11 protein-coding genes and 2 tRNA genes are annotated in these 15903 nt (G+C 66.7%); 7 read left to right on the top strand and 6 right to left on the bottom strand.

Annotated elements, in window-relative coordinates:
* The first annotated feature begins 52 nt into the window (after nucleotides 1-52).
* The 4 genes from gmd (at nucleotide 53) to IFJ75_RS18560 (ending at nucleotide 5277) form a co-directional block, all read left to right on the top strand.
* Nucleotides 53-1039 (top strand): GDP-mannose 4,6-dehydratase, encoded by a 987-nt coding sequence (gene gmd / locus IFJ75_RS18575; protein WP_207870223.1) that lies wholly within the window; start codon nucleotides 53-55, stop codon nucleotides 1037-1039.
* 48 nt (nucleotides 1040-1087) lie between these two features.
* A complete protein-coding gene (locus IFJ75_RS18570; RefSeq protein WP_207870221.1) occupies nucleotides 1088-2044 on the top strand; it encodes an NAD-dependent epimerase/dehydratase family protein in 957 nt (318 codons plus the stop codon).
* A gap of 162 nt (nucleotides 2045-2206) precedes the next feature.
* A complete protein-coding gene (locus tag IFJ75_RS18565) occupies nucleotides 2207-4348 on the top strand; it encodes a glycosyltransferase (protein ID WP_207870219.1) in 2142 nt (713 codons plus the stop codon).
* 56 nt (nucleotides 4349-4404) lie between these two features.
* The gene (locus IFJ75_RS18560) at nucleotides 4405-5277 is read left to right on the top strand and encodes a CatB-related O-acetyltransferase (protein ID WP_207870218.1); all 873 of its coding nucleotides are present in this window, start codon (nucleotides 4405-4407) and stop codon (nucleotides 5275-5277) included.
* 35 nt (nucleotides 5278-5312) lie between these two features.
* Here IFJ75_RS18560 and IFJ75_RS18555 read toward each other — a convergent pair.
* Nucleotides 5313-5387 (bottom strand) — tRNA-Val (locus tag IFJ75_RS18555).
* Between the two features lie 492 nt (nucleotides 5388-5879).
* On the opposite strand from IFJ75_RS18555, the gene IFJ75_RS18550 reads away from it, so the two are divergent.
* Nucleotides 5880-5956, top strand: a tRNA-Arg gene (locus tag IFJ75_RS18550).
* Nucleotides 5957-6033: 77 nt separating this feature from the next.
* Here the strand turns inward: IFJ75_RS18550 and IFJ75_RS18545 are convergent.
* The 5 genes from IFJ75_RS18545 to IFJ75_RS18525 form a co-directional block, all read right to left on the bottom strand.
* Nucleotides 6034-7686: a carboxylesterase/lipase family protein gene (locus IFJ75_RS18545; RefSeq protein ID WP_207870217.1), complete on the bottom strand. Its 1653-nt coding sequence runs from the start codon at nucleotides 7684-7686 to the stop codon at nucleotides 6034-6036.
* Nucleotides 7686-9005, bottom strand: coding sequence for a spinster family MFS transporter (locus IFJ75_RS18540; RefSeq protein WP_207870216.1), 1320 nt, complete (start codon nucleotides 9003-9005; stop codon nucleotides 7686-7688). Before IFJ75_RS18540 ends, IFJ75_RS18545 begins: the two co-directional genes overlap by 1 nt.
* Before the next feature lie 62 nt (nucleotides 9006-9067).
* Complete coding sequence (locus tag IFJ75_RS18535) at nucleotides 9068-9655, bottom strand: TetR/AcrR family transcriptional regulator (RefSeq protein WP_318781039.1); 588 nt, start codon at nucleotides 9653-9655, stop codon at nucleotides 9068-9070.
* 240 nt (nucleotides 9656-9895) lie between these two features.
* Nucleotides 9896-11470: an AMP-binding protein gene (locus IFJ75_RS18530; RefSeq protein ID WP_207870215.1), complete on the bottom strand. Its 1575-nt coding sequence runs from the start codon at nucleotides 11468-11470 to the stop codon at nucleotides 9896-9898.
* A gap of 95 nt (nucleotides 11471-11565) precedes the next feature.
* Nucleotides 11566-13746: a TonB-dependent receptor gene (locus IFJ75_RS18525; RefSeq protein ID WP_207870214.1), complete on the bottom strand. Its 2181-nt coding sequence runs from the start codon at nucleotides 13744-13746 to the stop codon at nucleotides 11566-11568.
* 187 nt (nucleotides 13747-13933) lie between these two features.
* On the opposite strand from IFJ75_RS18525, the gene IFJ75_RS18520 reads away from it, so the two are divergent.
* Together IFJ75_RS18520 and IFJ75_RS18515 are read left to right on the top strand one after the other, a co-directional pair.
* Nucleotides 13934-14821 carry an SDR family NAD(P)-dependent oxidoreductase gene (locus tag IFJ75_RS18520; RefSeq protein WP_207870213.1) on the top strand — a complete coding sequence of 296 codons (888 nt, stop codon included), beginning with the start codon at nucleotides 13934-13936 and terminating at the stop codon, nucleotides 14819-14821.
* A 46-nt stretch (nucleotides 14822-14867) separates the two neighbouring features.
* Complete coding sequence (locus tag IFJ75_RS18515) at nucleotides 14868-15869, top strand: LacI family DNA-binding transcriptional regulator (protein WP_225896903.1); 1002 nt, start codon at nucleotides 14868-14870, stop codon at nucleotides 15867-15869.
* The last annotated feature ends 34 nt before the right edge of the window (nucleotides 15870-15903 follow it).

The raw sequence follows: 15903 nt of genomic DNA, 5'->3' as shown, positions 1-15903 counted from the left end.
AACCCGAAACGGGGTCGCAGACCCCTGATGACAAGACGAAGGATCCTGACCGATGACGACGAAATGCGCGGTGATCACCGGCATCACGGGCCAGGACGGCGCCTATCTGGCGCAGCTTCTGCTCTCCAAGGGCTACCGCGTCGTCGGCGTGGTTCGCCGCTCCAGCCACTTCGGCGTCGCCACCCACCGTCTGGACTGGCTGGGCATTACGGATCAGGTCGAACTGGTCGACGGCGATCTGCTGGACCTGGGCGGCATGTGCCGCATCATTCGTGAATACAAGCCCGTCGAGGTCTACAACCTGGCGGCCCAGTCCTTCGTGAAGACCTCTTGGGCCCAGCCCAGCCTGACCGCACAGGCAACCGGCGTCGGCGTGGTCAACATGCTTGAGGCCGTTCGTCTGGAAGCCCCGGACGCGCGCTTCTACCAAGCCTCGTCTTCGGAAATGTACGGTCTGATCCAGGAAGCGGAACAGAGCGAGACCACTCCCTTCTATCCGCGCTCGCCTTACGCCGTGGCCAAGCTCATGGGCCACTGGATGACGGTGAACTACCGCGAGAGCTTCGGCATGTTCGCCTGCTCGGGCATCCTGTTCAACCACGAGTCCCCACTGCGCGGCCTTGAGTTCGTGACCCGCAAGGTCACCGACGCGGTCGCCCAAATCAAGCTCGGCAAGATGACCGAACTGGCTATGGGCAATATCGACGCCAAGCGCGACTGGGGCCACGCCCGCGACTACGTCCGCGGCATGTGGATGATGCTGCAGCATGACACGCCCGACGATTACGTCGTCGCCACCGGCCGCACCGTGACCGTGCGCGAAATGATCAACGTCGCCTTCGAGCACGTGGGCCTCAAGGCCGACGACTATGTCCGGATCGATCCGCAGTTCTTCCGTCCCGCCGAAGTCGACGTCCTGCTGGGCGATCCGGCCAAGGCCAAACGCATCCTGGGCTGGGAGGCGAGCACGACCATGGAAGAGATGATCCGCGAAATGGTCGACGCGGACCTCGCCCGGCATTCGCCCCCCACCGCCTGATCCCTGTCCCGTACCCCGTTGCGTCGCGAATTCCAGGGAACCGAAGTCTTGTTTTCTGAGGTCAATCCGGCTCCCGCCGTGGTCATGATCACGGGCAGCACCGGCTTCGTCGGCCGTCGGCTCAGCCGACGGCTGCGCGATGCCCTGCCGGCCGGATCGCGGCTGGTCGCCGCCGGGCATTCGGGGGCGCCGAATCAGCAAGGCCTGTCGGAGATCCAGATCGACCTGGAGGACGGTGCCTCGGTTGCCGCCGCCGTCGCCGAGGTTCGCCCCGACCTGGTGATCCACCTGGCTGCACGGGCCTCGGTCGGACAGGCGATCAGGACCGCAGGCACGACATGGGCGGTCAATTTCGGCGGCAGCCTGGCGTTGGCCCGGGCCATGGCGACCCATACGCCCGACGCCACCCTGCTCTACGCCAGCTCCTCGGAAGTCTATGGCGGCGCCTTCGGCGACTTCCCGGTTTCAGAGGACACCGTTCCGGAGCCCCTGACCGCCTACGCCCGCTCAAAGCTGGCGGCGGAGATGATGTTCGCCGACGTTCTGGACAGCTGCAAACTGATCGTCGCCCGCCCCTCCAACCAGGGGGGCGCCGGCCAGGATCCCCGCTTCGTACTGCCGTCGTTCGCCGAGCAGATCCGCGCGGGCGCTGCCGAAATCCACGTCGGCAACCTGTCCGCCAAGCGCGACTTCCTGCACGTGGACGACGCGATCGACGCCTATATGAGCCTGATCGCCGCGGCGCCGACCTTGCCCGAACGTTCGGTCTTCAACATCGCCTCCGGGATTCCGCGGGTGATTTCAGACCTTCTGGACCGCCTGCTGGAATTGTCCGGCAGCCAGGCCTCGGTCGTGGTGGACCCCGCGCGCCTGCGGCCCCTCGACATCCCAATGGCGTGCGTCGACGCCCGGCGTCTTTCCGAGACTACCGGCTGGCGACCGACGCGCACTCTGGACCAGATGTTGCGCGACGTTCTTGCCGACGCCGCCGTCGCTTCGGCCTGATGGCCGACACGCCCGTTCCGTTTGCCGGGCGAGCGACAAATAGGTTAGTGAATCTTCATCGTCCGACCGGGCGCATCCCCTTGATCCCCCCTGCCGGGCGCGTCCAGGTCGCGGATGGTCGATGACGCGGGTGACAGCCGGAGCGGCATAAGGGAATCCGGAATGTTTAGTCAGCAGAAGTCCAAGCTCGTCGACAGGCTCCTGGAGGCCCAGGCTTATTTCGACACGGACCGGCCGGTCGAGGGCGTCACCTCCCTGGGTCAGTACGTCCAGGAACAAGGCGGTTCTGCAGCCGCCCTCATTACCGTCGGGGACGTGGCCCTGGCAGCGAACCGCCCTGTCGAGGCAGGTCAATTCTTCGCTCGCGCCCTGTCGATCGAGCCCGCCAACGCCGTCCTGCTGGCCAAGATGGGCGACGTCGCCAAGGCCGAGGGCCGCAACTCCGACGCCCTGACCCTGTATATCCGGGCGCACAATCAGGACCCCCATAGCGAAAGCGGCGGTCGCGCCCATTCCATCCTGGCCGATGCGGACCGCCTGCTGGCCAGCGAGCTTCCCGATGGCGCGGTTCTGTTCTCGATCCAGGACCTGTTCGGCTATCTGAAGGCGCATCCGACCATGTCGGGCATTCAGCGGGTCCAGGCCGGCATCGCTGCCGACTGCATCGCCCAGAACCGGCCCAACACCCATTTCATCGTCAATGACCTGAACGGAAACATCGAACGCAGCGTCTTCTGGAAGATCCGTCCCGACGATCTGGCCGATCTGATAGCCTATGCGTCCGGGACCAGTGTCGATCACACCCGTCTGCGCGCCAAGCTGGATATCTGCGAGGCCAACGCCACCGCTGTCTATCCGGGGCACGGTTCGACGATCATCCTGCTGGGCTGCTTCTGGAGCCACGGCAACACTGCCGACCGCTTCATCACGGCCAAGCGCGCTGGCGCCCGCATCGGCGCCTATATCTACGACATCATCCCGATCTCGCACCCCGAGTTCTGCGACGCCGGCCTGGTGCGCGACTTCTCCCGGTCGGTCAGCGAACTGTGCCGGATCGTCGACTTCGTCCTGACCATCTCGGTCAGCACCAGGGACACTTTACTGGACTTCATGGGCAAATACAGCGACCGGACCTTCCCGGCCGCCGCAGTGCCCTTGGCCCACTCCTTAACGGCCCGCTCGCCCGGCAGCCAGTGGCCGGCCAAGCTCAACGCCCTGAAGGGAAAGCCATACGTCGCCTATGTCTCCACCATCGAGGGGCGCAAGAACCACGCCTATGTCGTCAGCGCCTGGCGTCAACTGGCGCTGGAAGGGGTGGAAACCCCGCACCTGATCTTCGTCGGCCGCTACGGCTGGCGCATCGACGGCCTGATGGATCTTCTGGACGGCACCGACAACCTGGACGGCAAGGTCCAGTTCGTGCACGACCTGACGGACTCCGAGCTCAACGCCGTATATGAACACTGCCAGTTCACTGTCTTCACCAGCTATGTCGAAGGCTGGGGACTGCCGGTCGGCGAAAGCCTGATGCATGGCAAGCCCTGCGTCGCGTCCAACAGCTCCTCCATCCCGGAGGTCGGCGGCGACTTTGTCGATTACGTCGATCCCCTGAACCTGCGTGAAGGGATCGAAACCTTCCGCAAGATGATCGTCGACGCCGACTACCTCGAGCAACGCCGCCTCAACATCGTCGAGAATTTCGTTCCGCGCTCGTGGGAGGAAGTTACGGCCGACATGTTGTCGCGCATCGCGGAGTTCAGTCAGGGGCCGGTCACCCCGGTGGGCAGCGTCTCGCTCCCGGAGGGTTATCTGTTCCAGCCGCGCTCGCTGATCGGCCCCGGCTTCTCGATCCAGGAGTATATGCACTCGCCGTTCCGGCTGCTGATCGCCGACCAGTTCTACGATCCGGAGGACCACGGCGCCTGGATGAAGGGCCGCTTCAGCGAAATCGTCTTCAAGACGGACCTGCCCCGCGACGAGGAGATCACCGTCTTCATCCAGATGCACTGCGCGCCTTGGCACGCTGACACCGAGGTGACCATCGCCGTCGGCGGCGGAGATCCGAAAAAGGCGCTCAAGTTCGATGTCGCCTCTCTGGCGGGCGGACGCATGATGCGGCTGTTCGGCAAGGTAGGCGCCGATGGGCTGTGCAGCGTCTCCATCACCGTCAACGGCGTCTATGAGGTGCCGAGCATCGACTTCCGGGACTTTGTCCTCGGCCTCAAGGCCCTCGGCTATACCGGCTCGTCCAATTTGCGGGCGCGCATGGACCTGCGCGACGCCATCGAGTTCGATACCGTCTAGAGCCCCATAGGGGCCTCCAGGAGCCCCTTTCGGGGTCTCATGGCGAAAGAAGACTCATGACCATCCGCCGCACCCTGACCGTCCAGGATCTGGCCGCGCTGCGCCAGAACAGGATCTTCACGACTCCCGATGGTTCCGATCGGTTGACGCCCGGTGAGACGGTTTCGTTCAACCCCGATGTGGTGATCGAGAAATACTCGGGTCATTTCTCGGGGCTGATCTTCTGCACCATGGGCGCCTTCTCCTACAGCTGGTCGCATTTCAACACGCTGGACATGGACCTGAAGATCGGTCGCTACTGCTCCATTGCAGGGAACGTCACCGTCTTCCCGGGCAATCACCCCCTGCAGTTCCTGACCACCTCATCGTGCACAGGCGACATTGAGCTGGCTCCCTTTCGCGCGGCGATCGAGGATTTCGGCGATACCGGCTTCGTGCCTCGATATTCGCCCGCCCCCCTGGCTCCCGCTCCGGTCATCGGCCACGATGTCTGGATTGGTCAGGACGCCACCTTGGCCCGGGGCATCACCCTGGGGCACGGTTGCGCCGTCGGCACAGGTTCTGTGGTGACAAAGTCGGTGCCGCCCTACGCCTTGGTGGCGGGCAACCCCGCACGCATTATCCGCATGCGTTTTCCCGACCCGATGATCGAGGCCCTGCTGGCCAGCGCATGGTGGCGGTATGCCTTCCCCCACTTCGGGGCGATGCGCTTCGACGAGCCCGAGCAGTTCCTGGGCGAGCTGGGCGAGCGCATCGCCGCCGGGACGATCACGCCCTTTGAGAGCGGCATTGCGGCCAAGGACCTGTTCTCCTCGCCGCCGACGCCGTCACCACCGCCGCCGCCGCCGCCGCCGCCGCACCTTGTCAGAAGCAGCGCCAACCGCGCGCTGAGGGCTCTGGGCCTGAAAAAGACACGCCAGACCCCATAAGCGCCTGTCGGGCTTTGGATGATGGATGGAAGAAATGGTGGACGCGACAGGGATTGAACCTGTGACCCCTACGATGTCAACGTAGTGCTCTCCCGCTGAGCTACGCGTCCGCCTTGGCGGTTCCGATGTCGCCGCAGCGGCTTCGGAACGGGAAGGCGCGGTCTATAGCCCGTGATCGCCGCATACCGCAAGGGCCTTTCTCGGCCATTTTTCCGGCCTGTCCCGACAGCGCGCGAACCCCGTCCCGACCCCCGGCCCGAACCGCGCCGGATGACGCCTTTACGGCGACGTCGGCAACAACCTTCTGGTCCGAAAATGATCCCTTAGACGGGGGGTCTGGAGCGGCTGACACAGGGGTGCGCGACGTTGATCGGGAAGTCGGCCCTTGGGGGTCGGCATTCAAATGACCGGTTCGCCGTGCTGGAAAAGTCGGGGCGTCACCATCCGCCTAGGCGGACTGCCGCCGGGCGCGCGTCTTCTGATCATGCCCCCGGCGCCAGCCCCGCACGATCCGCGCCGACATCATGTGACGATTGTGACGAAAGGCGCTTGCGCCCGCCGGAGCGAGCCGCTAGATAGCCGCCCTCGCCGAGAGGCAGTACGCACCCGTAGCTCAGCTGGATAGAGCATCAGACTACGAATCTGAGGGTCGGACGTTCGAATCGTTCCGGGTGCGCCATTCTCCTTCAGCGACTAAAAAGCCCCGCCATCGCAAGATGACGGGGCTTTTTGCTGTTCGACTTCCGGAGCCTGCGATCAGCAGCCGGCCGGCCCCGCCGACAGGTCCGGCGACACCACCCCGACGTTCCAGTTCCAGGCCAGGTTCAGGGCCTGGCGGCGGCAGACGGCGGCGCGATGCAGGTCGAACATGCCGGGCATGAGGTCGCGGCCGGCCTTGGGCGCCGCCTTGAAGGCCATCCAGGCCTCATCCGTACCGTAAGGGGCCCAGACGGCGGCGCCCGGGGCCTCGGGGCGGCCCGTCTTCACGAAGGAGGCCCAGTAGCCGACCATGGCCGCTGAGAGGGCATGCTCCTCAGCCGTGTCGGGGATGGCGGGCCAGCGCGGCGTGGTGCGGTCGATATTGCCGAACATGAAGGGCAGTTCCGAGGCGTGGAAGCCGTGCAGGTTCGCCTGATCCGCCGCCGGATAGCCGTGGTCGAACAGATAGAGGAAGGACGGCTTGCCCAGCGCCGTCTGGTCGCGCACCAGCCGCTCGGAGGTCCAGCCGTAGAGGGCGTCGCGGGTGGTGGCGAGGACGCTCTCTCCGAGGTCGGACGAGGGATAGAGACGCAGGAATTCGTCGGCCAGATCGCCGTAGCGGGCGCGGATCACGGCCTCATAGTCGGCGGCGGTGCGCGGGGCGGGCGGGGCGAGGACCCGCAGCGAGCGGATCTCGCCGCTGTTGAACCCGGCCAGGATCGGAACGGGCGCCTGGCGCCCCTGCGCGAAGACATCGACCAGCTGGCCGGTCAGGACCTTGCCGTCCACGGCGCCGAAGGGCGAGAAGCCGGACATGGCCGCGGCGTCGGTAAGCTCCTGCGCATCCTTCCCACGCAGCACCTGCAGGCTGGGCGCCTGAAGGGCGCGGGCCAGAGTGGTCCCCGCCGTCTCGGCCGAGGGGGCGCCGTAGCGGGCCTCCTTCAGCTCGGGCGTGGAGATCATATAGGCGCTCTGGGCGATGGCGCGCTGGAACAGGCCCCGGGCGATCGGCGAGGCCATCAGATACATGACGCTGAGCCCGCCGGCAGATTCACCCGCGATGGTCACCTGATCCGGATCGCCGCCGAAGGAAGCGATGTTCCGCTTGACCCAGGTCAGGGCCGCGACCTGATCCATCAGCCCATAGTTGCCCGAGATTCCGACCGGGGATTCCGCGCTGAGGTCCGGATGGGCGAGGAAGCCGAGGACGCCGAGCCGATAGTTGATCGAGACGACGACGATCCCCTGTTTCGCCAGGGCGGCGCCGTCATAGAGGGGCTCCTTGCTCGACCCGGCGACCAGGGCGCCGCCGTGGATCCAGACCATGACCGGCGCCTTGCCGGTCGTCGCCGGGGTCCAGACGTTCAGGGTCAGGCAGTCCTCGCTGGTGCGGCCCAGATCGGAAGAATAGATCGAGGCCGGCGCGCGCGAGGGCTGGATGCAGGCGGCGCCATAGTCGGAGGCGTCGCGCACGCCCGACCAGGCCGCGATCGGCGCGGGCGGCCGCCAACGGTTCTGGCCCACCGGCGGGGCGGCGTACGGGATGCCCTTGAAGGCCTGGATGCCGTCGGCCTCCCGGCCCTGAACCGCGCCGGCGGAGGCGTGGACCGTGGGGCGGTCCGAAGTCCCGGCAGGAGGGGGCGGCGCGAAGGCGGTCGTCAGCAAGGCGACCGCGGCGACGGCGGCGGTCAGCAGGCTACGCGCGAACATCAGGCGTCTCCGTTGGATTGGATTTTGCGGCCCAGTACCTTCGCGAGCCACAGGAACAGGCCGATGGCGACGAGGTAGATGGGCGCGAGGGCGTAAAGGGCGATCTGCAGCGAATTCTCAGGGTGGGCGGCGTGGAAGAAGTCGCTGGCCGCGCCCACGAAGGTCGGCCCCACTCCCATGCCGATGAAGTTCATCACCAGCAGCAAAAGAGCACCGGACATGACGCGTTGATGGGGCTTCACCTCCTCCTGCACCAGGGCCACCGAGGACGACAGATAGAAGTAGTTCAGGAAGGTCGGGCCGCTGAGCAGGGCCAAGGCCAGCGGCCAGGAGGGGGCCCAGACGAAGGCGATGTAGAAGGGCAGGGCCAGGCTGAGCGAGATGGCGGGCAGGAGGGCATAGGCCTTCTTCGACTTGCGCGTGAACCGGTCCAGCAGCCAGCCGGAGACGAAGATGCCGCCGCTCATGCCGATGGCCACGACCAGGGCGTACCAGACAGCGACGTCGCCCAGCCCCATGCCCTTCTCCCGCATCAGGAACAGGACGGAGAAATTGCCCATGCCGTAGGTGATGATCTGGGTGATGCCGCTGGCCAGCGCCGCCAGCACCAAAGCGGGCCGGGAGAAGAACATTTTCACCGTGGCCCAGAAGGGAGCCTTGGCCGGCGCGGTCGCGGGGGCGCCCTCGACCTGGTCCAGACCGCCGCGTTTCGGCTCCTTGACCAGGAAGGGGGTGGCGACGGCGACGATCAGGCCGACGATCCCGATGGCGACGAAGGCGTCACGCCAGCTGAAGACGGCGGCGATGGTCGCCCCGAAGGCGATGCCCAGGGCCGCGCCCACGGGCGGACCGAGGTTGAAGAGACCAAGCGCCATGCCGCGCCTGCCCGACGGGAAATAGTCGGTGATGATGGCGTAGGACGGCGGCACGCCCCCGGCCTCGCCGAAGCCGACGGTCATCCGCGCCGTCGCCAGTTCGCCGAAATTGCGCGACAGGCCGCAGGCCATGGTCGCCGCGCTCCAGATGCCGCAGGCGACGGAGACCACCGCCACCCGGTTGGTCCGGTCGGCCAGCCAGCCGACGGGGATGGCGATGAAACAATAGAAGAAGGCAAAGTAGAGCCCACCGAGCAGACCGAGCTGGCTGTCGGTGACGTGCAGGGTGTCCTGGATCGGCTTGGCCAAAATCGACAGCAGCTGCCGGTCGAGGAAGTTCAGCACATAGATGAACCACAGGGTCGCCAGGGCGATCCAGGCTCTCGCCCCCACGGATGACGGTCGGGTTCCACCCGGCGTCGCAGTCGCCTCGATCTCGCTCATGTCTTTTCCTCGGACTGCGGGCCTTCAGACCCGTCTCTGTTCTGGAAGATGGAAAGTCCGGCTTAGCCGGGCGGCGCGTTCGCGGCGCGTTCGGCCGCCCGGCTTTGGCAGATGCCGATGAAGCCGTAGGCCATGAAGGCGGCCATCCGCTCCTTGATGGCCTCGAAGTCGTCGGACCGGCACAGGCCGCCGGACAGGTGATCGATACGCCCGGTACGCGCCAGGCTCAGGGTCAGGGCTCCGGTGACGAAGTGGTAGCCCCAGAAGATGTCCTCGTCCAAACTCTCGGGCATGGCCTTCTTCAGCAGGCCGATCAGCTTGAGCACCACCGGGTCATAGAGCCGGTCCATGACCTCGGCGCCCCAGGCCGGGGTGTTGTTGATCTGGGCGCCGAGCACGCCGAAATTGCGCCACCCGTTTCCGCCCGTCGAATAGGTGTCCAGATCGGTGTCGAGGAAGGCCCGAAGCGCCCCCTCGACCGTCGGCTTGCCGCCGCAGGCGATCTCATAGGCGTCAAGCGCCTCCATCCGGCGGCCGGAGGTCACCGGCGCCCGGCGGGCCAGGACCTTGTCGAAGACGTCCTGTTTGTCGGTGAAATAGTAGTGGATCAGCGACTTGTGGACACCGACCTTGTCGGCGATGTCGCGCACCGTCACCCCGTGCAGGCCGTGCAGGGAGAACAGCTCCTCGGCGGCATCGAGAATCTGCTCCAGACTCTCGGCGCGCTGTTCGGCCTTGCGGCGCGGGGTTCGCGTGGCGGGTTTGGCGGCGGGGCGGGCGGGCGTTTTCGGGGCCGTTTTGGGGGCGTCTCGGACATGGGCTGAACCTCAGCACGGTTCGACGCTCCGGAAAACCGGTCCGCCGCCTCCGTGATGAAATCAGCCGCCATCTCAGGCCGCTCCGTAGGTGGCGCGGAGCTGGATCTTGTTGATCTTGCCGGTCGCCGCCAGAGGCATGGCCGGCACCCGCACGATCCGGTCCGGGATCCACCAGTCGGCGACACGGCCCTTGAGACTGGCCTTCAGTTCCGCGTCCTCGATGGCCTGCCCCTGACGCGGTTCGATGACCATCAGGGGTCGCTCGCCCCATTTGGGGTCGGCGCGTCCGATCACCGCGACCAAGCCCACCGAGGGCAGGGCCCCGACGATCTCCTCGATCTCGACGGGATTGATCCACTCCCCGCCCGACTTGATCAGGTCCTTGGACCGGCCGGCCAGGGTCAGGGCGCCGTTGTCGTCGATGATCGCCAGATCCCCGGTGTCGAACCAGCCGTCGTCGCCGACGGCGGGCTGCCCGGCGCCGAAGTAGCGGCCGACGACCGAGTGGCCCCGCACCTTCAGATGGCCGACGACATTCCTCTGCTCCGGCAGGGCGGCGCCCGAGGCGTCGGTCAGCAGCAGATCCATCCCCATCGGCGGGCGGCCCGAGCCGCGCGACACGCCGTCGGGCGTGGTCATGGGGGATATGGTCCCCTGCGGCGACAGCTCGGTCATACCCCAGCTGGTCTGGACGGTGACGCCGAGCCGGCTCTCCATCCGCTTCAGAAGGGTGTCGGGGCAGCTGGAGCCGCCGATCATGACGCGGTTCAGGGTGGGGACGTCCTCGCCGGTGGCGTCGAGATGATCCAGCAGGCCGATCCACACCGTCGGCACCCCGACGGCGACGGTGACGCCATGCGTATTGATCAGCCGCGCCAGCGACGGCCCGTCGGTGACCCGGCCGGGAAGGACCAGGCTCGCCCCCACCGCCGGCGCCGCGAACGGCAGGCCCCAGGCATTGGCGTGGAACATGGGCACCGCGACCAGCACCGTATCCACATCGGTCAGGGCCATGGCGTCGGCCTGCAAGGACCGGATCGTATGCAGATAGTTGGAGCGGTGGGTATAGACGACGCCCTTGGGCGCGCCCGTGGTGCCCGAGGTGAAGCACAGGCCCGCGGGGGTCCGCTCATCGAAGTCGCCCCAGACGGCGGGACGACCCGAGGCGGCCAGAAGCTCTTCCAGCATGACGGCGACGGAGGCCTGGTCACCGTCCAGCAGGATCAGCCGCTCCAGGCAGGGGCATTCGTCCATCAGGGTCCGGCCCATGGCGGCCAGACCCGCGCCCACGATCAGGACGCGGTCCTCAGCCTGGACGATCATGGCCGCCAGATGGGCGACGGTCAGGCGGGGATTGAGGGTGTGGCAGACGAGGCCCACGCCCATGGCCCCGTACCAGACTTCGAGGTGATGGCGGGTGTTCCAGGCCAGGGTGGCGACGCGCTCGCCGGGCTTCAGTCCCAGATCGAGGAAGGCCCCCGACAGACGATTGGCGCGGTCGCGGATGTCGGCATAGCCGGCGACGTTGTCATCGCCCTCGAGACCCGCCGTCACGATCCGCGCCCCGCCGTGCCATTTGGCGCCGTGGTCGAGGAAGCGGTCCACCGTCAGGGCGTAGTCCTGCATGAAACCGGGATCGAGGGTCATCAAAGGCGGCTTTCGGGGAGGCAGACGTCAAGCCAATGGGCAAACTTGACAAAGGACGAGCGTGGACGGGATCGCCGCCCACGCTCGCAGTCCGGCTAGAAGGTCTTGGTCAGGTTGATCCCGTACTGACGCGGCGGTCCGGCGTAGCGCAGGCCCGAGTTGATCGCGGCGATATAGGTCTCGTCGGTGGCGTTCATGGCGTAGGCCGCCCAGGTCCACTCACCCGTGTTCAGCTTGATCGAGGCGTTGACGATGTCACGCTCCGACAGGCGGTCGCCCAGGGCGGCGTTGTTGAAGATGGTCGTCCAGCTCTTGCCGATGTGGGCGTAGTCGACCCGCGGCGTCAGGGTCATGTTCGACCCCAGGGCGAAGGCGTATTGGATGCCCGCGTTGAAGGTGAACTCCGGCGCGTAGTTCTTAGTGTTGCCCGAGATGTTCACGCAGTTGGCGCTGGTCGGACCGGTCGCGGGATTGCAGACTCCGGTGCGGCCGAGACGCGGATCGGCGGCAAAGAAGTCGCCCATCTCCGAGCTCGACACCGATCCGGCGATATCGAACGACAGCGGCCCGAACCGGCCCTGGGCCGAGGCTTCCAGACCCATCATCGTCGTGTCGCCGATGACGTTCTGGATGCGGCTGATCTGCGGGTACTGCGGGTCGCCGATGTTGACCTGGTAGTCTTCGTAGACGGTGTAGTAGGCGCCCAGCTGGGTGCGCAGGCGACCGCCCATCATCGTCGACTTCCAGCCCAGCTCGTAGTCGACCAGGTTCTCGGCGTTGAAGGACGCGGCCGGCTGATAGAGGTTCGGACCGTTCAACCCGCCCATCTTGTGGCCTGTCGCCACGAAGCCGTAGACGAAGTTGGTGTCGTTCAGCTTCCAGTTCAGCGTGACCTTGCCGGTCAGCTTGTCGTCCTCGACCTTGTCGTCCTGGAACAGCACGATCCCGAACTGCGGATAGGTCTGGTAGACGTCGTCATTGGTCGAGACCGAATGGGCGTAGCGGGCGCCGACCTGCAGCTGAAGCTTGTCGGAGATGTCGTAGCTGATCTGACCGAAGGCCGCCGAAGTTTCCTTGGGCGTGTCGCCGTACAGATAGATGTCGAGCACATTCTCGGGGAAGCCGATGCGGTATTCGCCCCTGCCCGGCGTGGTCGGCGGGAACTGGGCCATGTCGTTCTGATAGTAGAGGCCCAGCAGCCAGGTCAGGCGCTGATTATCCGGCGACAGCAGGTTGAACTCCTGCGACCAGACCTGTTCGTCCAGCTGGTCGTAGAAGGTGTTGTTGCCGGCCGAGGTGCCGTCCAGGTCGGTGGCGAAGCGCGAGACACCGTTCTGATAGCCGGTGATCGACTTCAGGGTCATGCCGTTCTCGAAGACGTAGCTGACGTTCAGCGAGGTCCGGACGAACTCGTCATGCGCCTCGTTCGGGCCGTTCGAGGTGATGATGAAGGGATCGTTGGTCGCCAGGGCCGGGTCGGCCATGTAACCGCCCAGGTCGATGTTGTTGTAGTCGGTCTTCCACAGCACCCTCAGGGCGTCGGTCGGCTGCCACAGCAGGCTGGCGCGCACGCTGTTGGAATCCACCACGCCCGGGTGGCCGCGATAGGCGCCGGTGACGGTGTAGAAGCTGTCGCGGGTCTCGTGGTTGAAGGCCAGACGCATCGCGACCGTGTCGGTCAGGGGCAGGTTGATCGCGCCCTGCAGCTTGATGTCGTTGTAGTTGCCGGCCTGGGCGAAGGCATAGCCGTTGATGCCGGTGAAGTCCGGGTTGCGGGCGGTGATGAAAACCGCGCCGCCCGTCGCGTTGGCGCCGGCGAAGGTGCCCTGCGGCCCGCGCAGCAGCTCAAGGCTGCCGATGTCGTAGTAGGGCTCGGTCTGGAAATAGGCGGGGAAGGCGGCGACGCCGTCGCGATAGGTAATCACGCCCACGCCGACGGCCGTGGTGGCCTCGGACTTGCCGATGCCGCGCACGTTGAAGAAATTGCCCTGGCCGAAATTCTGGATCGTCGTGGACGGCGCCGCGAACTGCAGCTGGTCCAGCGAGGTGACGGCCTTGTTCTCCAGATCCTGACCGCTCAGGACCGTGGCGGCGACGGCGGTCGTCTGCAGGTTGCTGGTCCGGCGCTCGGCGGTGACGACCACGTCGGCGACGCTGGTCGATTGTTCCTGCTCGGAGCGGGTGTTGTCGGTGTCAGCTTGTTGCGCCTGGGCCGATGCGGCGGCGCACCACAGCAGAGCGGCGGCAGATGTCGTTATCCAGAGCTTGCGGCCCATGGTCAGTCCTCCCTCGATGTTCCTCGGACGCTCTGACGGCGCCATCGAAGCGAAGCCTCTCACCCTTTTCGACGGCCGTCAACATTCACTAGCCGTCCGGTGAAGATTGACCATCCGGCTAGTATTTGCTGCATTGCACCCATGAAGGTCGGCGCAGTCCGGCTGCTGCATCTCAGGGACGAAGACCATGACCATCGATCTCACCGGCCGCGTGGCCGTCGTCACGGGCGCGGGCGGCGGCCTGGGCCGCACCCACGCCATGGCCCTCGCCCGCCATGGCGCCAAGGTCGTGATCAACGACATGTCGGCCCCCGGCGTCGAGGCCGTGGTCGCCGAGATCACCGCCGCGGGCGGCGAGGCCGTCGGCTGCGTCTGCAGCGTGACCGACCGCCAGGCCGTTTCCGCCATGATCCAGGGCGCCGTCCACCGCTGGGGCTCGATCGACATCCTGGTCAACAACGCCGGCATCCTGCGCGACCGGACCTTCGCCAAGATGGAGCTGGACGATTTCGAGCTGGTGCTGTCGGTCCATCTGATGGGGTCGGTCAATGTCACCAAGGCGGCCTGGCCCTTCATGCAGGCGCAGGGCTATGGCCGGGTGATCTTCACCACCTCCTCCTCGGGGCTCTACGGAAACTTCGGCCAGTCGAACTACGGCGCGGCCAAGATGGCCCTCGTCGGCCTGATGCAGACCCTGGCGCTGGAGGGCCGCAAGTCCGGCATCCACGTCAACTGCCTGGCCCCCAGCGCCGCGACCCAGATGACCGAGGGCCTCTATTCCGCCGATGACCTCAAGGGCCTGTCGTCGGATTTGGTCAGCCCCGGCGTCGTCGCCCTGGCCGCCGAGGGCGCCCCGACCCGCACCATCCTCCTGGCCGGCGCCGGCGCCTTCGAACAGGCTCACATCACCATGACCCAGGGAATCTACGTCGGCGACGCCCGTGACGCCGCCGAACAGGTTCAGGCCCAATGGAGCGTCATCTCGGACCGCGCGGGCGAACTGGTCCCCGACTCGGGCGCCGCCCAGTACAAGCATGAGGTCCGCCACACCCTCGCGGAGCCCGTGCCCGCTTGAACGCTGCCGGATGGACCTTTCACCCGCCGCGCCCCATGGTCGGCGGATGAGCGGAATCAGGATCAGCGACGTCGCGGCGCGGGCCGGGGTCTCGGCCATGACCGTGTCGCGCGTCATGAACAACCGCGGCGCGGTGAAGCCCGAGACGCGCGAAGCCGTGCTCAGGGCCGTCGAGGCCCTGGGCTATGCGCCCAATGTCGCGGCGCGCAGCCTGGCGCTCGGCGGCCTCGATCGCATCGGCCTGATCTGGTCCAACCCCAGCGCCGGCTATCTGAGTGAGTTCCTGCTGGGCGCTTTGGAGGGTGTGCGGAACCACGGCGGCCAGCTTCTGGTCGAACAGTGCGACGACGACGCCGAGAGCGAGGTCGCGGCGGTGCGCCGTCTGGCGGCGGGCGGCGCCAAGGGTCTGGTCCTTCCCCCGCCGCATGGCGAGTCCATCGCGGCCCTGGCGGAGGCAGAGCGGCTGGGTCTGAAGGTGGTGGCCGTCGCCGCCGGGAGCTTCCGCTCGGAGGCCGGGGCCGTCCGCATCGACGACCGAGCCGCCGCCGGCGTCATGACGCGACGCCTGCTCGACCTCGGCCATCGCCGGATCGGCCTGATCACCGGCGCCGCCAACCAGAGCGCCAGCGCCGAGCGGGTGATCGGCTTCCAGTCCGAAATCGACGCCTGCCCTGGCGCGGAAGCCATCATCGAGGCGGGCGATTTCACCTATCGCTCCGGACTCGACGCCGCTGGCCTTCTGCTGGACCGGCCCCGCCCGCCGACGGCGATCTTCGCCTCCAACGACGACATGGCCCTGGGCGCCGTCGCGGTTGCGCATCAGAGAGGACTGGATGTTCCGCGCGACCTGACCGTGGTCGGCTTCGACGACATCCCCATGGCCACGGCGGTCTGGCCGCCCCTGACCACCGTCCGCCAGCCGGTCGCCCGCATGGCCGCCGAGGCCGTGGCATTGCTGGCCGAAGGCGCGACCGGTAGCGACCTCGTATTCCCCCACGCCCTGATCGAACGGGGCACCTCGGCCCCGCCCCGCCTGACAGCGTCTTGACAACCCGGCTCGCGCCAGTCGATGTTAGCGCTAA

Source organism: Brevundimonas goettingensis, from assembly GCF_017487405.1.
Lineage (GTDB): Bacteria > Pseudomonadota > Alphaproteobacteria > Caulobacterales > Caulobacteraceae > Brevundimonas > Brevundimonas goettingensis.
This window is presented reverse-complemented; position numbering and strand designations above follow the sequence as displayed.